This is a genomic window from Xanthomonas sp. NCPPB 4467, assembly GCF_041475665.2.
GTDB classification, from domain to species: Bacteria; Pseudomonadota; Gammaproteobacteria; order Xanthomonadales; family Xanthomonadaceae; genus Xanthomonas; species Xanthomonas dyei.
Map to the genome: position 1 here is coordinate 4,342,513 of NZ_CM191260.1, position 19,077 is coordinate 4,361,589.

General features: G+C 58.8%; 14 protein-coding genes and 1 pseudogene. 11 read left to right on the forward strand and 4 right to left on the reverse strand.

Annotated features, from left to right (window positions below; genetic code table 11):
- The first annotated feature begins 123 nt into the window (after positions 1–123).
- The 11 genes and pseudogenes from ACCQ06_RS18850 (at position 124) to ACCQ06_RS18900 (ending at position 13,599) form a co-directional block, all read left to right on the forward strand.
- On the forward strand, positions 124–870 hold the full coding sequence (locus tag ACCQ06_RS18850) for an electron transfer flavoprotein subunit beta/FixA family protein (RefSeq protein WP_104615412.1): 747 nt from the start codon (positions 124–126) through the stop codon (positions 868–870).
- Positions 870–1,814: an electron transfer flavoprotein subunit alpha/FixB family protein gene (locus ACCQ06_RS18855; protein WP_316688709.1), complete on the forward strand. Its 945-nt coding sequence runs from the start codon at positions 870–872 to the stop codon at positions 1,812–1,814. Before ACCQ06_RS18850 ends, ACCQ06_RS18855 begins: the two co-directional genes overlap by 1 nt.
- Before the next feature lie 159 nt (positions 1,815–1,973).
- Complete coding sequence (locus ACCQ06_RS18860; RefSeq protein ID WP_316688710.1) at positions 1,974–2,969, forward strand: lysylphosphatidylglycerol synthase transmembrane domain-containing protein; 996 nt, start codon at positions 1,974–1,976, stop codon at positions 2,967–2,969.
- A 95-nt stretch (positions 2,970–3,064) separates the two neighbouring features.
- Entirely contained in the window at positions 3,065–4,453 is a 1,389-nt protein-coding gene (locus tag ACCQ06_RS18865) for a UbiA family prenyltransferase (protein WP_316692686.1), read from the forward strand.
- Positions 4,453–5,754 carry an FAD-binding oxidoreductase gene (locus ACCQ06_RS18870; RefSeq protein ID WP_316688711.1) on the forward strand — a complete coding sequence of 434 codons (1,302 nt, stop codon included), beginning with the start codon at positions 4,453–4,455 and terminating at the stop codon, positions 5,752–5,754. Before ACCQ06_RS18865 ends, ACCQ06_RS18870 begins: the two co-directional genes overlap by 1 nt.
- 2 nt (positions 5,755–5,756) lie before the next feature.
- The gene (locus ACCQ06_RS18875; RefSeq protein WP_316688712.1) at positions 5,757–6,485 is read left to right on the forward strand and encodes an SDR family oxidoreductase; all 729 of its coding nucleotides are present in this window, start codon (positions 5,757–5,759) and stop codon (positions 6,483–6,485) included.
- Positions 6,486–6,591: 106 nt separating this feature from the next.
- Positions 6,592–8,727, forward strand: a pseudogene (locus ACCQ06_RS18880) (hypothetical protein).
- A gap of 280 nt (positions 8,728–9,007) precedes the next feature.
- Complete coding sequence (locus ACCQ06_RS18885; protein WP_316688713.1) at positions 9,008–9,949, forward strand: NAD-dependent epimerase/dehydratase family protein; 942 nt, start codon at positions 9,008–9,010, stop codon at positions 9,947–9,949.
- Between the two features lie 29 nt (positions 9,950–9,978).
- Positions 9,979–11,286 carry an NAD(P)/FAD-dependent oxidoreductase gene (locus ACCQ06_RS18890; RefSeq protein ID WP_316688714.1) on the forward strand — a complete coding sequence of 436 codons (1,308 nt, stop codon included), beginning with the start codon at positions 9,979–9,981 and terminating at the stop codon, positions 11,284–11,286.
- A complete protein-coding gene (locus tag ACCQ06_RS18895; protein ID WP_316688715.1) occupies positions 11,283–11,687 on the forward strand; it encodes a GtrA family protein in 405 nt (134 codons plus the stop codon). The genes ACCQ06_RS18890 and ACCQ06_RS18895 overlap by 4 nt, the downstream gene beginning before the upstream one ends.
- 184 nt (positions 11,688–11,871) lie before the next feature.
- Complete coding sequence (locus ACCQ06_RS18900) at positions 11,872–13,599, forward strand: hypothetical protein (RefSeq protein WP_316688717.1); 1,728 nt, start codon at positions 11,872–11,874, stop codon at positions 13,597–13,599.
- Between the two features lie 184 nt (positions 13,600–13,783).
- Here the strand turns inward: ACCQ06_RS18900 and ACCQ06_RS18905 are convergent, their stop codons facing one another.
- The 4 genes from ACCQ06_RS18905 to ACCQ06_RS18920 all read right to left on the reverse strand — a co-directional run bounded on the left by ACCQ06_RS18905 (position 13,784) and on the right by ACCQ06_RS18920 (position 19,033).
- Positions 13,784–14,764 (reverse strand): IS5 family transposase, encoded by a 981-nt coding sequence (locus tag ACCQ06_RS18905; RefSeq protein WP_316688718.1) that lies wholly within the window; start codon positions 14,762–14,764, stop codon positions 13,784–13,786.
- Between the two features lie 390 nt (positions 14,765–15,154).
- Entirely contained in the window at positions 15,155–16,000 is an 846-nt protein-coding gene (locus tag ACCQ06_RS18910; protein WP_316688719.1) for a class I SAM-dependent methyltransferase, read from the reverse strand.
- 25 nt (positions 16,001–16,025) lie between these two features.
- Positions 16,026–17,732, reverse strand: coding sequence for a rhamnan synthesis F family protein (locus ACCQ06_RS18915; protein ID WP_316688720.1), 1,707 nt, complete (start codon positions 17,730–17,732; stop codon positions 16,026–16,028).
- Entirely contained in the window at positions 17,720–19,033 is a 1,314-nt protein-coding gene (locus ACCQ06_RS18920; protein ID WP_316688722.1) for a glycosyltransferase WbsX family protein, read from the reverse strand. Before ACCQ06_RS18920 ends, ACCQ06_RS18915 begins: the two co-directional genes overlap by 13 nt.
- Between the last annotated feature and the right edge of the window lie 44 nt (positions 19,034–19,077).

Consider the following 19,077-nt stretch of genomic DNA (forward strand, 5'->3'; position numbering starts at 1 on the left):
CCTGACGCACCGCAGCATCCATACGCCATCGCATGGTGGATGCTCCCCGGTTAGAATGGGCGCACTCCCGAGCCTGCCGCTGCGGCCGGGCCTTCCCGCAATAGCTGAAGGATCTCGTACACGATGAAAATCCTCGTCGCCTACAAGCGCGTGGTGGACTACAACGTCCGCATTCAGGTCAAGCCGGATGGCTCCGGCGTGGTGACCGACGGCGTCAAGCTCTCGCCCAACCCGTTCGACGAAATCGCCCTGGAAGAGGCGCTGCGCCTGCGCGATGCCGGCATTGCCACCGAGGTGGTGGTCGCCACCCTTGCCCCGGCCGATGCCGCCGCACATCTGCGCAACGGCCTGGCGATGGGTGCCAACCGCGCTATCCACGTGGTCACCGATGCGGCCATCCAGCCGCTGACCGCCGCACGTGCCCTGCTGAAACTGGTCGAGAAAGAGCAGCCGGACCTGGTCATCCTCGGCAAGCAGGCCATCGACGACGACGCCAACCAGACCGGCCAAATGCTGGCAACCTTGTGGGGCCGCCCGCAGGCGACCTTCGCCGGCAAGCTGGTGGTCGCCGATGGCAAGGCCACGGTGACCCGCGAGGTCGATGCCGGCCTGGAAACCCTGGAAGTGGACCTGCCGGCGGTGATCACCACCGATCTGCGCCTGAACGAGCCGCGCTTCATCAAGCTGCCGGACATCATGAAGGCCAAGAGCAAGCCGATGGAAACCCTGGCATTCGCTGATCTGGGCGTGGACGCGCACGACAGTCTCACCACCACCCACTATGCGGCGCCGGCCAAGCGCAGCCGCGGTGTGATGGTCAAGGACGCCGCCGAACTGGTGGCCGCACTCAAGCAGAAGGGGTTGCTGTAATGGCCAAGATTCTTGTCGTCGCCGAACACCTCAACGGCCAGCTCAACGCGGCCACCGCCAAGACCCTGAGCGCCGCGCTGGCGGTATCGGCCGAGTCGATCGACGTGGTGGTGCTGGCGGCCGATCCTGCCGCCGTTGCAGCCCAGGCCGCACAGCTGGCCGGTGTCGCCCGCGTGCTGACCGTGGCCAACGCCGCCAACGAACACGCGCTTGCTCAGGTGCTTGGACCCCAGATCGCGCAGCTCGCAGGCCAGGGTTACACCCATGTCTTCGGCCCCTCCACCACCTTCGGCAAGGACCTGATGCCGGTGGTGGCTGCGCTGCTGGGCGTGAACCAGATCTCCGACCTGATGACCGTCGAAGATGCCTACACCTTCAAGCGCCCGATCTACGCAGGCAATGCCATCATCACCGTGAAGGCCCCGGCCGACCAGATCGTGGTGGCGACCGTGCGCAGCGCCTCATGGCCGGAAGCGGCTAGAGGAGGAAGTGCAACAGTCGAGTCCGTCAGCATCGATGTCGCGCTGCCCACCCACACCCGCTTCATCGACCTGGCTGCGGGCAACTCCGACCGCCCCGACCTGCAGAGCGCCAAGCGTGTGGTGTCCGGCGGCCGCGGCGTCGGCTCGGCAGAAAACTTCAAACATATCTACAGCCTGGCCGACAAACTCGGCGCCGCCGTCGGTGCCTCGCGCGCGGCAGTCGATGCCGGCTACGTCCCCAACGAGCTGCAGGTCGGCCAGACCGGCAAGATCATCGCGCCCGAGCTGTACGTGGCGATCGGCATCAGCGGTGCCATCCAGCATCTGACCGGCATCAAGGACGCTGGCACCATCGTGGCCATCAACAAGGATCCGGAGTCGCCGATCTTCGAGATTGCGGACATCGGGTTGGTGGGGGATTTGTTTGCGTTGCTGCCTGAGTTGGAGGCTGCGCTGGGCTAAGGGCGACTGACGAAACGTCAGCGCAGTCGCCAGAACGGCGCAAGCAGTGCTCAGTGCGGCACGTACGATTCGTACACTGCGGGTACTGCGCACCGCGCTAACCTGCCCGGCGACTGTCCCCGACGTTTCGTTAGCCTTTCTAAGGTCCTGTCGGCTGCAATGGCTTCACCCTCGCCACCAAACATCAGCGATGCCGCCAAGCCGCGACATCGTCTGGATTATTTGGCCGCTTTCGTGCTTGTGCTGTGCGCGGGGTACGTGGCTGCGCTGCTGTGGGTGGATCACGGCAACGGCACATTCTCCAAGCTAAGCGATGTCTGGCAGTTGATGTCGCTCGCAATCGTGCCGGTATCCATCACTTATTTGTTTCGATATTGGCGATGGCGCTGGTTGCTGCGCAGAAAGGGACATCGAGTACCTTTCCTGCGCGGTATGGTCAGCTATCTGGCGGGCTTCGCGCTGACTGCTACGCCCGGGAAAGCCGGTGAGCTGATGCGCATTCGCTACTTCGCGCGCATGGGCATTCCTCCCGAGCGCACACTTGGGGTCTTCGTCTTCGAACGCGCCTCTGATTTGTTGGTGATCCTGTCCTTGTCACTCCTGGCTGCACCGGTGTTCCCGACCCTGGCCGCACTGGCTGCAGTGGTACTAGGATTTGTCTGTGTGTTGTTCGGCGCAGCAGCCTGGCCCGCTTTGCTCAATCGATTGACCAGCTTGAGCGAGCGCTTGCCTAGCACATGGTTGCGACGTCTGACTCGTTTTGGCCTCGCCGCAGTGCTGGAACTAAGAAGCTGTCTAGACCCTCAAGCATTCGCGCAAAGCATGCTTGTCGGGTCGATCGCTTGGGGGCTGACGTCGGCTGTGTTCGTAGGATTATGCACCGGGATGGGCTTGCCGCTGGATCCAGTGGTCGCGTTCGGTATCTATCCACTGGCGATGCTGATTGGTGCATTATCTTTCGTTCCGGGAGGTGTCGGCACCACCGAGCTGGCCATTGTTTTGATGCTCGATCGGCTAGGGATCTCTGCCGCAGACGCAATTGCTGTCGCTGTCGCAGCGCGCCTAGTCACGCTCTGGTACGCGATTGTGGTTGGCGCGGTGGCCATGTCGATGGCCGAATTTGTCCAGCAAAACGAGGCAAGCCTGGTCGACTAGGTATAATCGCGGCCCCGCAGTGGATCGCCAGGCCGTCGATGTCCGCCCCTACCAGCAGTTCCACTCGTCCGGTTGTTTCGGGACGCGCCTTGTGCGTGGATCTGGATGGCACGCTTTTGAACTCGGACATTCTGTATGAGTCGGTGCTCGCCTTGCTGGCGCGCAACCCGCTGTACGTGTTCCTGCTGCCGCTGTGGCTGTTGCGCGGCAAGGCGGCGCTGAAGCGCGAGCTGGCCTCGCGCGTGGCATTGCCCGCAGACACCCTGCCTTACAACCCCCAGGTGCTGGAGCTGCTGCGGACCACGACACAGCGGCCGCGGGTGCTGTGCACTGCCTCCGACGCACTGTTGGTGATGCCTATAGCAGCGCATCTTGGCTTGTTCGAAGAAGTGATCGCCAGCGACGGCAAACGCAATCTGTCCGGCCGCAACAAAGCAGATGTGCTGGTTGAGACGTTCGGCCAGGGCAACTTCGATTACGCCGGCAACGGCAGCGTCGACTTGCACGTGTGGGAAAAGGCCGGCGGCGCCTGGGTCGTGAACAATGGCACCGCGCTCGCAAAGGCCGCCGCACAACGTACGACCGTGCATGCGCACTGGCCAGCTCCATCGCGCGCTGGCGCGTGGCTCAAGGCCCTGCGGCTGCATCAATGGTTGAAGAATCTGCTGGTGTTCGTCCCGCTGCTCACCGCACACCGCTTCCTGGATCTGGAATCGGTATTGCAATCCACGATTGCACTGGTGGCATTCGGGCTGTGCGCATCCGGCGTATATGTTCTCAATGATCTGCTAGATCTGACCCCCGACCGCCAGCATCCGCGCAAGCGCAAGCGGCCGTTCGCCGCTGGCCGACTGCCCTTGCTGCAAGGACTGCTTGTCGCGCCTGCGCTCACCATCGCCGGACTGCTGCTTTCCCTGGCCTGCAGCATCGAGTTCACGCTGGTGTTGTTGGCCTATTACGTCATGACCCTCGCCTATTCTCTGCGTTTGAAGCGCATCGTGATGATCGATGTGGTGCTGCTTGCAGCGCTGTATACCGTGCGCATCATCGGTGGAGCGATGGCGATCGGCGTCGAGCTTTCGTTCTGGCTGCTGGCATTTTCGATGTTCATGTTCTTGTCGCTGGCCCTGCTCAAGCGCTACACCGAACTGCATGCCATGTTGAGCAGCGGCAAGACCAAGGCCAGTGGGCGCGCATACTCGGTGGAGGATCTTTCACTGTTGCAGTCGATGGGCGCGGCGGCTGGCTACATCGCGGTGATGGTGATGGCGCTGTACATCAACAGTCCCGAGAGTGTGGAGCTCTATCGCAATCCAAAACTGCTGTGGCTGGTATGCCCGGTGCTGCTCTACTGGGTCAGCCGGGTCTGGATCGTCGCGCATCGTGGAGAGATGCACGATGACCCGATCGTCTTCGCGGCCACCGACCGGGTGAGCCAGATCGTTGTCATGCTGTGCGGGTTGTTCGCCCTGAGCGCCATCTGATGGCTGCGGGGCAGTCGTGGGGGCGCTACCCCAGGGCACAGCAGACGCTGCTACCGGTCAACGATCGCGCGGCAAGCCTGCCCGCCTTCGATGGCCAGGCCCTGCCTCGCGGCAATGGACGCAGTTACGGCGACAGTTGCCTGAACCCGGATGGCGCACTGCTGTGCGCGCGCGGACTCGACCGCTTCATCGCCTTCGATCCGGCCACTGGCGTGCTGCGTTGCGAAGCCGGCGTCACCCTGGCCGACATCATCGAGCTGGTGCTGCCGCAGGGCTGGTTTCTGCCGGTCACGCCGGGCACACGCTATGTGACCGTCGCCGGTGCGATCGCCAATGACGTGCACGGCAAGAATCATCATCGCACCGGCAGCTTCGGCCACCACGTGCGCGCATTCGAATTGCTGCGCAGCGATGGCGAGCGTCGCCTCTGCACGCCGCACGATGCCGATGGCTGGTTCGCAGCCACCGTGGGAGGGCTGGGACTGACCGGCCTGATCACCTGGGCCGAAATTCAACTGCGCCGCGTCGCCAGCCCGGCGCTGGAAACGGAAAACATCCGCTTCGGCTCGCTCGATGAGTTCTTCGGATTGTCGGCTGCATCGGCCGACAGCCATGAATACAGCGTCGCCTGGATCGATTGCCTGGCAAGTGGCAAGGCGCGCGGCCGTGGGCATTTCACCCGAGCCGATCATTGCACCGGGCTTGCCCAGGAACGGCCGAAATCCCCGGGCACGGGCCTGTCCATGCCGATCACGCCACCGATGTCGTTGGTGAACAAGCTCTCGCTGCGGCCCTTCAACACGCTCTACTACTGGCGCCAGCCCGCACCGCGCAAGCGCGCTGTCAGTCATTTGCTGCCGTTCTTCTATCCGCTGGACGGCATCCGCGACTGGAACCGCATGTACGGACCCGCAGGCTTCCTGCAATACCAGTGTGTGCTGCCGCCGAACGCCTCACGTGATGGCGTCGACGCGTTACTGGGTGAAATCGCACGCAGCGGTAGCGGCTCGTTCCTGGCTGTGCTGAAGGAGTTCGGCAACGCACCGTCGCTGGGCATGCTGTCCTTTCCCAGGCCGGGCACCACGCTGGCACTGGATTTTCCCAATACCGGCCCTGCTGTGTTGAGTCTGCTCGAACGCCTCGACCGTATCGTCGACGAGACTGGCGGCGCTCTGTACCCTGCCAAAGACGCACGTATGGCTGCGCATTCGTTTCAGCGCGCCTACGGCCGCTGGCGCGAATTCAGCGGCTATCTCGATCCACGTTTTTCTTCCGGCTTCTGGCGCCGGGTCACGGAGTAGACATGCAACGCGTCCTCATCATCGGGGCCACCTCGGCCATCGCTGAAGCAACCGCCCGACGCTACGCCGCACGCGGGGCGGCCATCCACCTGCTTGGTAGACAGGCAGGCCGCCTGGAGACCATCGCGGCGGACCTGACCACACGCGGCGCCAAGAGCAGCATCGGCGTCCTCGACGTCAACGACAGCGCACGTCACGGCGAAATACTGGACGCCGCCTGGGCGGCGCTTGGTGGCGTTGATGTCGTGCTGATCGCACATGGCACGTTGCCCGATCAGGCAGCCTGCAATGCATCGATCGAACTGTCGCTACGCGAGTTTGCGACCAATGGCACGTCCACGATCGCGTTGTGCGCGGCGATCGTGCCGCGCTTGACCGCAGGTGCCACGCTTGCGGTGATCTCGTCTGTTGCAGGCGATCGCGGCCGCGCAAGTAACTACCTGTATGGCAGCGCCAAAGCGGCAGTGACCGCCTACCTCAGCGGCCTTGGGCAGCGCCTGCGCCCGGAAGGCGTCAATGTGCTCACGATCAAACCCGGTTTCGTTGATACGCCGATGACCGCTGCCTTCAAGAAGGGCGCGTTGTGGGCCAAGCCAGACCAGATCGCCAAGGGCATTGTGTGCGCCGTCGATAGCCGCCGCGCCGTGGCCTATCTGCCGGGCTTTTGGTGGGCAATCATGTTGGTCATCAAATCCATTCCCGAATTCGTTTTCCGCAGGATCAAGCTCTGACATGATCGGCAGACACGCTATTGCGGTCTTCAGCACCAATGCTACTGGCCTTGTTGATCACAGCGTTGTTTCCCCCGGCACTATCGGGAACCTCCCCCTCTACATCCTGAAGGGCCTGCTGCTCGCTTGTCTGTTGTTCGTTAACGGATGCAGTGCCTATAAAGATCCGGTTTTGGACACCAAAGGCGGGTGTGCTGCAACAAGCTCTCCTTTCCTGCCGCCTGACCCAACGGTTGATGGCCGTATTACATATTGCGAGGGCGGTGACGGCTGGACCGGCACGATTGAATCCCAGCCCTATCCGCCAGGCACGCGAAACGTCGAAGTCATGCTGACCGGCTACCCAAATACCCCGGGCGTGACCATTAGTGCGGTTGCCAATGCAGGGAACGCGACGTTCACCCTTTTCCCTCCCCAGCCGTGAGAGCGCTGGCAACGCGTAATGCTAAAGATCCCGCCCCGTGTTTCGCAGACCGGATTTCGGATCCGTATTGAAGATCGATCCGTTGACCATTTTGGCTGGGCGGGAATTGGCGCTTCAAATGTTGGCCCTGCCAAGGCCTTTGCAAACGGTTTGCTGCCCATGTTGGCGGCCGTGCTGTTGGGCAACACGTGGCTGATCGCAGTGTGCTTGTGCTTTTCTGGAGCTGGAGTCGGTCACCCTCGCGATCGGCTGCTCCAAGGCCTGCTTGCCGGCAGCTGCGCCTGGCTGCTGATCTTCATTGGCTACGTCGCATCGCCCCAATTGGGTGGTGTGATGGCGTCATTGTTTCTGATCTTGCCTTTCCCTGCTGCGCTGCTGCTCGGTTGGCGACGCCACACGCTGCCAAATGAGCTTGCCGACATGCAAAAGGCACTGCTGCCTATGCTCATGTTCGCAGGTCTGACGCTCTGGGTCGGTCTGTTCCCGTTCCACTGGGACGGGCAGCCCAATGGCGACCCCGCCATCCGGTGGTCTCACCTGTCGACAGATGCCTGGCTCCCGTTACTCTTTGGCGACATGCTGGCACGCGGCAAAATCGACGTACCGATGGTAGGCGATTGGCTCAGTAGTGACCGCCCTCCCCTCCAGGTAGGGCTGTACCTCATGCTGTACAAGGTATTGCCCGAGACGCGTGCACTGGTTTACCAAGGCATATCGACTTGGGCACAGGCTTTGGTGTTGCTACCCTTGGCTTCGTTGCTCGCTCGTCTAGTGAACACCAGGGCGCAGGCAATTGCGTTGCTCGTGCTCTGCCTTTCCGCGTCGATGCTAATCAATACGCTTTTCGTCTGGCCCAAGCTTTTTGCGGCAGCCTTTTCCCTGATCTACTATCTAGCGCTTTTCCCGGGCGAACGCATGCCCAGGCGATGGGGTCAAGCAGGCATCGCAGCAGCGATGGCACTGCTTGCCCATGGCGGCTCATTGTTTTTCCTGGTAGGCGCCTCCCTCGTGCATCTTGCTTTTTACCGCCGTCAGAGCGTGGCCATGTTGGTGCGGGCCGGCTCAATTGCCATCGTCCTCTATCTTCCCTGGATTGCGTATCAACGGCTCGTTGACCCACCAGGAGACCGCCTGCTCAAGTGGCATTTCGCCGGCAAAATCCCTGTCAGTGATGAAAGCGCAATGCATGCCATCGCCAGCGCCTACTCACAACTGACACCTGCCGCATGGATTTCTGGCCGGATGCAGAATTTTTCCACGATCCTCAAGGGCGCACTATCAAGCCCCTACGAATCAATGCAGACCATCACACAGCAAGACCCAGCAATAGCGTCGCGCTTCATCGATGACGACTTCTTCTATACATTCCATTCGATGTGGTTTTCCACGCCATTATTGCTACTGCCCTGCTTGGCGTTTATTTACTTGCGTTCCCGACGCAGCAGATATGCCGATCCCGCATTCAAGGACATGCTGCAAATGGCAGCGACAATCATCCTTACCATGTTCATCTGGGTCACCGCGCTATTTAAAGGCGGGTCGACGACAATCCATACAGGCGCTTATGCAGGCACGTTGCTACTGCAACTTGTGGTCTTAGCTGCTGCCTGGCGCAGCAGCGCTTATCTTTTTTATCCGATCTGCGCCGCCAACGTCGTGGTCGCGCTTTTCATTTATATATTGGACAGACATTTCCTGCCTGACCTGCAAGCGCTTTATCTATTGGGAACCATATTTTTCTGCGGCGGCTTGCTATTCGCATCGTTTGCCTCTACGAGGGACCGCAGTGATAGCCGATCAATCGACCTGCCAACATGATCATTTCCCAAAGACTATCCGTGATACCCATTGATCCTGCTGCAAAAAACCTATCAACGACGAGTCGAATGCCATGCCAGGTGTCATTTATAAAACTGCAACCTCTAAAAGCAAAGATTGCCGATCCATGCTGCCGCCAATAAATACTGCGACTGGCAATGATTGCTCAGTCGGCAAGTCGATCGCATCATGACGCCAGCATGGCACGTTTAGCTATACCGAAGCGCCACCCATGACATTGCCAACGCGCATTTCATTCCATCCGTTTTCGAGTCCATCCATGGCACAGAAGAATGACAAAATCATCCTGACAGGCGCCGCAGGCCTGGTAGGGCAGAACCTAATCGTCGAGATGAAGCAACAGGGTTATACCCAGCTGGTCGCCATCGACAAGCATGCGCATAACTTGGGCATCATGCAAAACCTACATCCAGACGTTAAGACTATCCATGCAGATCTTGCCGAGCCAGGCGAGTGGGCCGAAGCCTTCCGGGATGCGCGGCTGGTAGTCCAGCTACACGCACAGATCACAGGCAAGAGCACCGATCAATTCGTTCGCAACAACCAGACGGCCACGGCACACGTATTGGCCGCCTGCAAGGCGGCCGCAGTGCCTTATATGGTGCACATCAGCTCATCGGTGGTGAACTCGGTTGCCAACGATGACTACACCAACACAAAGCGCGCCCAGGAAGAGATCGTGGTGACCAGTGGCCAGCATCATTGCGTGCTGCGCCCGACGCTGATGTTCGGCTGGTTCGATCCCAAGCATCTAGGCTGGCTTTCTCGCTTTATGGAGCGCACGCCCGTGTTCCCGATTCCCGGCGATGGCCGCTTCATGCGCCAGCCGTTGTACGAGCGTGACTTCTGTCGCTGCATCGCCAAGTGCATCGAAACCGAACCGGAAGGCACCTACGACATCGTCGGCGACACCCGCGTGGACTACGTCGATATCATCCGCACCATCAAGCGGGTCAAGAATCTCCGCACCATCATCGTGCACGTCCCAATCGGCTTCTTTGCATTCCTTCTGCGCACCTACTCACTGTTCACAAGCAAGCCTCCTTTCACAGCAGACCAGCTCAAGGCACTGAGCGCGGGAGACGACTTCAAGGGGATCGACACCGAAGCGGTGTTCGGTGTACGTCAGACATCGTTCGAAGACGCCATTCGTGAAAGCTATACCGACCCGCGCTATAGCCACATCGTGTTGCAGCGCTGACCAGACAGAATATAGACGGAACCACATCAATGAGCACATTCGCCATCATCGGAAGCGGCCCCATGGGCCTCATGGCAGCGCTGGAGCTACTCAAGCAGGGCCACCAGGTCGACGTGTATGAACGCGACGACCGTATAGGCGGCATGTCGGCCGACTTCGATTTCGATGGCCTGCGCATCGAGCGTTATTACCACTTCATATGCAAGACAGACTACCCGCTGTTTTCGCTGCTCGATGAGATGCAGATTTCGGACCGTCTGCACTGGACGGACACCAAGATGGGGTATTTTTACCAAGGTAAACTGCACAAGTGGGGCACACCCTTCGCGTTGCTCGGCTTCCCGCATTTGGGGCTGGTGGACAAGGTACGTTATGCGCTGCACGTGATGCATACCAAGGGCATCAAGGACTGGGCAGCCTTGGACAAGGAGAACGCGCGCGACTGGATCACCCGCTGGATCGGCCCCAAGGCCTACAAGGTAATGTGGGAGAAAGCCTTCGCACTAAAGTTCTTCGAGTACCAAAATGACTTGTCAGCATCCTGGATCGGCACACGCATCAAGCGTGTGGCGCTGTCGCGGCGCAATCTTTTGAATGAAAGCATGGGTTACTTGGAGGGCGGGTCAGCAGTGCTGCTCGACCGGATGGCGACAGAGGTCCGTCGCCTTGGCGGCAACATCCTACTGAGCCAGCCGATTGAGGAGGTCACGTCCAAGGGCGGCAAGGTAACAGGCATCCTCACGCCGGAAACGCACAAGGCTTATACCAATGTGATTTCCACCGCACCCATCCAGTACGTCCCCAAGCTGGCCCCCGGTCTGCCTAAAGACTATACCGACAAGATCGCTGTCATCGACAACATCCCCGTAGCTTGCGTGATCCTGAAATTGTCGCACCCGGTCAGCGAAAACTTCTGGATGAACATCAGCGATGAGCGTATCGACATCCCTGGCATGATCGAATACAGCAACCTCAACCCCGGCAGGGGTCCGGGGGAGCACATCGTGTATGCGCCTTACTACATGCCCAAGACCCATCCCAAGTGGCGATGGGCCAACCAGCAGCTCATCGACGAGGTGATCAGCTACTTGCCGATGATCAATCCAGCATTCAAGCCGGAATGGATCCGTGCAACCCATTGCCACCGGTATGAGTACGCGCAGACAATCTGTCCGCCAGGCTTCCAAGACATGCTGCCGTCGATGCAGTCTCCTCTTGCGGGATTCTTCATGGCGGACACGGCCTACTACTACCCGGAGGACCGCTCGATCAACGAAAGCATCGCCGTAGGCCAGGTGTTGGCCCGCTTGGCAGCCCAGGGTGCTGCCGGCAAGTGAAGGCTACCATTCCGTCTCGTCAGTTCATCATGTTCCTGTTTGCAGGCGGTCTTGCCGCGGCGGTCAACTTCGGCTCGCGCATCGCTCTTAGCCACTGGATGGACTATGTGCCTTCGATCATCATTGCTTACCTGTTGGGTATGATGTCGGCATTCATGCTCAACAAGCTGTTCGTTTTCAGCGAAGCTCGCAATCGTCTCCACCATCAGGTCATGTGGTTCATCTTGATCAATCTGGTGGCGGTGGTGCAGACGATCGTAATCAGTCTCCTGCTTGCACGATGGCTGCTGCCTACCATCGGTGTGGATTTCCACAATGAGACCATCGCCCACAGCGTCGGCGTCGTCGTGCCGGTGATCACCAGTTACCTCGGGCATAAGCGATTTTCGTTCAGAACATGAACCACGTTCGCACACCGGCGGGCATTCCTGACAAAGCTCGCAAGCTGGCATTCCACGCGGCAGCTGAGCAGGCGTCACACAGCGCAGGGCAGTTGCTACGTATCCTGTGGTCGAAGGCGGGCGTTGAAGTTACCGGAGCGCGGCATGTCACATTGATCGCCACTTTGAGCAGGGAAAACTTCCGGTGAACCAAAACAGTTCCGACAATCGATTTACTGCCTCGAAACCACTGCCACCGCTGTCCGAGCGGAGCCTGGGCCACTGGCGGGGCCTGCTTTCTGCTTGGTGGCTGCTTGGTGGCCTGGTCATTCTGTTCAGCACGATTTTGGGCGTCGCGCAGCACTTTTCGTCCACGATCTATATGGACGAGTGGGACGGGATGATTGGGTTCTGGCAGAAGCTTGGCAATGGAGACACGAGCGCATGGTGGGCACAGCACAATGAACATCGGATCGTGTTGACCCGCGCCCTGTTCTGGCTGGACCTGCACTTTTTCAAAGGGCAGGGCTACTTGCTGATTCCGGCAAATGTGATTTTGCACTTGGCCATCGCTGCCGTTTTCATCGTTGCATATATTCGCTTTGCCACGCAGCGCCACTCACTTGCCGTCATCGTCGGCATAGTGCTTACCGGACGTTTTCTGTGGATGCAGGACGACAACCTGACATGGGGTTTCCAGAGTCAGTTCATCTCCGTCTACCTCTTTGCCATCGCCTCATTCCTTGCCTACAGCCGATCCAGTCGGGAAGGACCCTTGACACCTCAGTTTCTTGGTCTGGTGCTGGCACTTACCTCCATGCTCAGCATGAGCAATGGCCTTATCGCGTTTCCCGTTTTGGTAGTCATGTCCTTCATGCTGCGGTTGAAATGGAGCCACCGCCTCGTCGCGATTGCGGCCATGAGCGTTGCGTGGGCACTGTATTTTCATGGCTACCGAAGCCCGCCTTATCATGCATCTCCGGTGGACGGCATCCTGCACCATCCGGTCGAGGTCATCCATTACGCGCTGAATTTTCTGGGTTCGCCAGCGGCATTTCTTGGCGCTGGCCTGCATGCCCCAATGATCGTCGGCACGCTGCTACTGATGGCAGTGACGACTATGAGTGTTTTGCTGGTGCGGCGTGGCGAGCTCAACAGCTATCGCTTATACATCGGAGCCGCCTTCGCGTTCGCGGCGGCAGCAGCGCTGTTGGCAGGCAGTGGCCGATACAACCTTGGCCTCGATACCGCGGTTACTAGCCGCTATACCACTCCTGCATTGATCGCCTGGCTAAGTGCGTTTCTGCTGTTTGCCGATGTTGCCAGCAAGACGCGCTTCTGGACTGTCGTCGCGGTACTTGGAGTGCTGGTATTGCCTGCTGGTTTATGGAGCCAGCGCATCATGATGACCATGCCGCCGCAACCGTTCTACCGTGATGTTGCAGTGCTGGGCGTCAAGATGGGGATCCGGGATGGCAGCTATATCGACTGGATGTACCCGCGCAACGGGCAGGATATCGTCGTATCACTGATGAATTATGCCGATAAGGAAGGATTGACTGTCTACGGCAAGGATTGGGTTCGAAACATTGGAACGCTTGAATTCTCGCGCGATCGGGTGGACGTCACCGCATGCAAAGGCTCGCTGGATGATGCCAAGCACATCGATGGCGCCTGGTTGCTCAACGGTTGGGCATTGGCCGAAGGAGACCGGAAGGCAAAGCTTATCGTGCTTACCGGCCAGGATGACGCCACTGTGGGATATGGTGTGCTCGGTGAGGTACGCCCTGACGTTGCCCAGGCCGTGGCAGGCGCCTCCGGCACGACCGGCTGGCGTGGCTACGTGATCTCCGCCAACGGCCAAGTGAGCGCATGGCTCTATACGCAAGGGCGGTTCTGTCCGCTGGCTTCGAATATCGATTTCAGGCCTTGAATTGCCCTGACAAGCTCAGCCCCTTCACCTATCGCGCCTGACCTGATTGCGGGCTGCCACCTGATCTAGGGAAGGTCTGAACAACGAGGCCTAAGAGGGCAGAATGTCCGCATCGTTCCGGAGAATCGCGTTTGGATCTTCGGAGTTTCGCCATTTCTGGCGCTTTCCGTGGGAATTCCACGGATCACAGGCGCACGCTCCCCATCGCAGGCAGTAATTGCTTTCGCTTCATCCACAGGTTTGACAGCGCAAACAAGGTCAGCACGTGTGCGGTGTTCTTGGCCAGGCCGCGATAGCGGACCTTGGTGTAACCGAACTGGCGCTTGATCACCCGGAATGGATGCTCCACCTTCGCGCGCACGCTGGCCTTGACGTGTTCCCAACGCTGTACCCGAGCACGCTCGCGCTTGTTGCCGATGGCGTGGATCGTCCAGGGCCTGGCGGCGATGAAGAATGCAGCGTCGCAGTCCTGCAGTTCGCCGCGTTTGTCCGCGCCGGTGTAGCCGCTGTCGCCGAACACGCTGTCTTCCTTGCCATGCAGCAACGTGTGCATCACCGTGACATCGGCGACATTGGCCGCTGTGCAATGGACGTGGTGCACCAACCCGGAAAACTCATCCACGCCGATGTGCGCCTTCATCCCGAGATACCACTGATTGCCCTTCCTGGTCTGATGCATCTCAGGGTCGCGCGCATGGTCGGCATTCTTGGTCGAGCTGGGTGCAGCGATCAGCGTCGCATCGACGATCGTGCCGGAGCGCAGGCTCTGGCCCTTGCGCGCCAGATGCGCGTTGACCGCTTCCAGCATCCGTGCGGCAAGGCCATGGGTCTCCAGCAGGCGCCGAAAGTTGAGAATCGTGGTCTCATCCGGAATGTCGTCCAACCCACCGAGCTGGGCAAAGCGCCGCAAGGTCGGAATCTCGTGCAGCGCTTCTTCCATCGCCGGATCGCTCAACGCATACCACTGCTGCAGAAAATGAATCCGCAACATCGTCGCCAGTACGTACGGCTGCCGACCTGGCCGTCCCGACACCGGGTAGTGTGCAGCGATCAGACCGAGCAATTGCTGCCACGGAACGACCTGCTCCATCTCGGCCAGAAAGATCTCGCGCCGGGTCTGCTTGCGCTTGCCCAGGCCCTCAGCGTCACCGAACGTCAGTTGCATGGATGATTCCTCAACACGAGGCGGGTAGTGTCGCGCATCTGCCGTGCTTTGTTCAGAGGTTCCCTAGCGCCCCATTCCCAAAGGCCGAAGATAAGGACGATATCCTCATAAAATCTCAGGTGTTCGGACACTGTGATGCACATTGCGTCCGACCATGAGTGGTCGGCACAGAAAAAACCTCATCTGATTGGCAAGTAAGTTCCCGCCGAATGTGACACAGAACCACCACATCTTGCCGTGATTCGAGTCAGCGTGTTGCGTTTGCAATGTCCATCCATTTCCTGATGTCCCGTTTTTTGACCACACATAATGATCGCCCTGAAAAGGAATTTGACATAAGTTTCGCAAGGAAAGTTGATTGTTTTGGCCTGCTCTAAATCAGTATGACGCCTATACTAGGGAGCGCAACTTCCGTGCTATCCGTTGCGCAAGGTTTGCATGCTTGCGGACAACGAAGTAACCCTGCGGCAACACGCTGGGATCGTCGACGAATGCGACCGATTCAGCCAAGGGTCCTATCTGCCTTTCCACGAACGCCGGCGGCATCGCTGCCCAACCGTAGTTAGATGCCTGTAGCACGTCTGCATTCCCGGCGACGGCCGCGTACACATGCTCACCTGCGGCATAACGGCGGCGAGCTTCCGCAGGATCGGCAAACATCCTTGCGTAGTCTTCCTCGTACTGGTTGCGTCCGCTCGCCTTCAACGAACACGCTTGGCAGAGCTCGAGGAAATGATCCGTAGTGGTTGTCATCACCAGCGTACCGCCCGGCCTGAGCACCCGCATCAATTCGGACAACCAGAACGTAGCAGATGCGGCGGACAAGTGCGAGAACACGGAAAAGGCGTAAACGACGTCGAAGTGGCTATCGCTGTAAAGCAGTCGCGCGTTTGGACCGATCCGGCTTAGGTTGCCCCTCACCCCGGTGGAACGGGCAACCTCAAGAATGGCGTCGTCGACGTCAACCCCGTGCAGGTTGGATGCATCCACATCATTAAGGAAAAACCGGATGATGCGCCCCCAACCAACGCCGAAATCGAGCACACGTGAGCTGCGGTGCAAAGGATAACTGCCAGATTTCACGATTTTGTAGAACGTGAATGCCTCGGCTAAGGCAACTTCGTTGGATTTTCCAACGAACACCTCCTGCTGATAGACAGACGGGAAACCGGGCAACCCGAGCGAGGGGTCATTGATTGAACGGAGAAGACGCTCATACCACTGCTGATCATCCATTGCCATGCTCCGTTGAGCGAATCAGTTAGGAAGGCAGGACGAAAATCCCCTGATTTTCGTAACTTTCGTGTCGTAAAGCAGCGTTTGGCGAACGCGTGGTAGCCGCAAAAAAACCCGCCTGTTCCACCCAAAGCACGAACAAGCGCTCAATCACATGCGCCAGCGTAGCATCCCGCTGGCCTGCCTCCGGGTCGAACTCGCTTAATCCGATGCTTCGCGCCCGAAGTGCACTCAGCGCTGCGGGACGGAACCAGAACATCGTACCTGCGAAAAAACCAAGACGTATCCGCTTTTCTTCGATGCCGGTCTCGGCTGCAAGCACACGCAGGCGCTCCTCATTGCCCCCCCAAAATCTTACGTTGCTGAGGTAAGCCGATTCGGGACCGACGATGCCGCATGCCGGATGATCGTCAAAAGCGCGAAGCACTTTCAGAACGTCCAATGACGATCCCAGCAACGCCTTCATCAGATCATCGCGCCACTGGCCGCCGCCATCGTGGTAGACACTCTTCTTTGAATGTATCTTGCAGACTGCGTCGTAGCGATCGAGCAACCCTGTGTTGAGCAGGCTGATGAATGGCCCAACATCGCGTCCAATATTGGGATGGATGAATACGGACGCGCGAATCTTATGTTCCTGAAAGTAACGAACCGCAATTCGCCGGTCGGAAATTGACTTCACAGACACGAAGACATCGTAATCGACGATCACATTACGCATATAGGCACAAATCGAATCGATCAGATCGATATGAAATAGGTGCAGGACGATCGCAAAACGTGAGCTTAGACTTTCTGCATCTATTGCTCCCACGCCGTAACGTTCCAGCTCATCCGAAGCGGGAGAATCGTCTCCAGTAACGATCGGCATGATGTTCTTGCGTGTCTGGCGCATCCGCGCGACTTCACGCTCTATCATCGTCCGCGCATCCGCATCGGGTATGACGCTTGCCAACTCCACGTCGAGCACGCCGTTCGGATCTTCGCGAAGCACTTCGCTCTTGATAAAACCAAACCGGCGATACAACTCGTCCCAGTGGTAATGAGCAGGATTGGCCTGGAGCACTCCCTGCTTGCTCGGCGCTGCGATAAGAGCGTTGACACCTTCGCGCAGCCGCTTGCGCTTTATTCTAGCCGCTGCCACCCGCTTTGCGGTTGCGTCAGGGCGATACGCAACCTCGATCTTCGCACCATGACTGAGCAGCCATTGGGTCAAGCCGACTTCATAGGAAAGGATGATTTCCCACTTATCGTCCAGTACGCGGACATTTCTCCAGAACCGGTCAAAGTAATGACTGAAGAAAGCGCTCTTGCGAAAAACAAGAAAATAGGACTGGAGATGGCGACTGACCTGCAACGACTCGGTCATTCCCCAAACATCGCATTCGACATCGCGCATCTGTGCGAAAGCCTTGCCGATACCACCTCGATCGATTGTAACTACGCTGTCATTGGCGATGATCAGCTCATCGTAGGAGTACAGCGCCTCGACGGCAAAGATGCCTGTACGAAACGAGTAAAAATCATAACCGACATTTTCACGCAGGATTACCGTGATCCGCTGATCTAGACCCATAGCCTGTTCGGGTGCCAGCCGTGTCGATACCAAGACAATCCGCTCGGCGTGCAGCAACAACTCATCGAGCAGGCGCCGAGTGAACTCTGTGAGCAGGCCTTCGGCATCGAAGTGGGCGACGACCGCAACCCGACGCGCGGCGGTCATCGGTTCCATACCTGGTAAACCTGGACGGCGAACTCACGAAATCGCGGAAATGGCCGCAATACCCTTCCGACCAGGGAACGCACCCGAGAGGGTTTAATGAGAGGAGTTTCCAGGGGCTTGGCACGGCGCAACTCTGCGGAGAGCAGAACTATTTCGTTGACGAGACGGTCACGGTCATCCAGCAGCTGCGTCGTACGTTCGCCACCGAGCGCACGAAGCAGCGTACCGTCTTTGAGGAGATCGTCAAGATCGGTGCGTCCTCCTGTCACAGCCGCATGTGTTGCTTCAAGATAGGCTAGGCCATGCTTCAGATCGGGCTCGAGATGGCAGCCCTCTCCCCACTCATTCCACGCATTGATGAAGATCAGTTGATCTTCGGGTGCATTATTGACACGCGTATATTCCACCAGCCGACCAAGCCAGTACTGATAGATCGATGGCGATGAATTCAACAGGATATGGGAAGTGTGCTGACGCCGTGCGGTGTTGTCCCACGAAGGTACGATTCCGCGATACCAGCGAAAATCGGGCTTGTCGCGACTGATCGACTGCGCGACGACTTTCCGGTAGTCGGCCATGCCGCCCCGGAAGTCCGGGTTGATCATATCGACATGATGGGTCACCCGGTTTTCGGAACCGAGGAAGGTGTGAGGTGGAAATTCGACGGCAGCGTCGAAACCCCAGTCGCGAGGGTCGACGATACCGTAGAACTGCACGGCGACCAGGTGGATCTCGCCAATGCCGTGCTGCCGCGCGACATCGCGCCAGCGCTCGGCGGTCTGTTTCGAATCGGGGAATAGGTCTGCACGGTAGACGAGCAGCATCGGCTTGCCGTCCACCCGGATCGCCCGGCGGTCGCTCAGCAGCGGGAGGATGTCCTCGAGGAACCGGCGATCTTCATCTTCGCCATGCTTCTGCTCCAACAGCACGTCCTTCTCCATGCCGTCCCAGGTTCGCGTCCAGTTCTCATTCGCCCAGCAGATACAGAAGGGAAAATCGATGTCGCTCTTCAGGTAGTTATCGATTGGCAGCTCGAGAATTCGGCGCCCATCGAACCAGTAGTAGTAGAAGCAGAATCCGTGGACACCATACAGCTTCGCGAGCTCGGCCTGCGCTCGCATGTTGTCGACAAGGCGAAGATCATAGAAACCAAGCTCGCGAGGAACGTGCGGTTGATAATGGCCAACGAAGTTCGGCCGCCCCTTGGCTACATTGGTCCACTCGGTGAATCCAGGCCCCCACCACTCTGAGTTTTCAGCCACTGGATGGTATTGTGGCAGATAAAACGCAATTGGCTTTACAGTCGACATTGTTATCCCAAAAATTCGGATAGATCCCTGTTAGCGGGACACAT

Bases quoted from the DNA above. Each gene is read 5' to 3' on its own strand.
- ACCQ06_RS18855 (WP_316688709.1), top strand. From the start codon at position 870: ATGGCCAAGATTCTTGTCGTCGCCGAACACCTCAACGGCCAGCTCAAC.
- ACCQ06_RS18875 (WP_316688712.1), top strand. From the start codon at position 5,757: ATGCAACGCGTCCTCATCATCGGGGCCACCTCGGCCATCGCTGAAGCA.
- ACCQ06_RS18915 (WP_316688720.1), bottom strand. From the start codon at position 17,732: ATGGAACCGATGACCGCCGCGCGTCGGGTTGCGGTCGTCGCCCACTTC.
- ACCQ06_RS18850 (WP_104615412.1), top strand. From the start codon at position 124: ATGAAAATCCTCGTCGCCTACAAGCGCGTGGTGGACTACAACGTCCGC.
- ACCQ06_RS18860 (WP_316688710.1), top strand. From the start codon at position 1,974: ATGGCTTCACCCTCGCCACCAAACATCAGCGATGCCGCCAAGCCGCGA.
- ACCQ06_RS18905 (WP_316688718.1), bottom strand. From the start codon at position 14,764: ATGCAACTGACGTTCGGTGACGCTGAGGGCCTGGGCAAGCGCAAGCAG.
- ACCQ06_RS18890 (WP_316688714.1), top strand. From the start codon at position 9,979: ATGAGCACATTCGCCATCATCGGAAGCGGCCCCATGGGCCTCATGGCA.
- ACCQ06_RS18885 (WP_316688713.1), top strand. From the start codon at position 9,008: ATGGCACAGAAGAATGACAAAATCATCCTGACAGGCGCCGCAGGCCTG.
- ACCQ06_RS18920 (WP_316688722.1), bottom strand. From the start codon at position 19,033: ATGTCGACTGTAAAGCCAATTGCGTTTTATCTGCCACAATACCATCCA.
- ACCQ06_RS18910 (WP_316688719.1), bottom strand. From the start codon at position 16,000: ATGGATGATCAGCAGTGGTATGAGCGTCTTCTCCGTTCAATCAATGAC.
- ACCQ06_RS18870 (WP_316688711.1), top strand. From the start codon at position 4,453: ATGGCTGCGGGGCAGTCGTGGGGGCGCTACCCCAGGGCACAGCAGACG.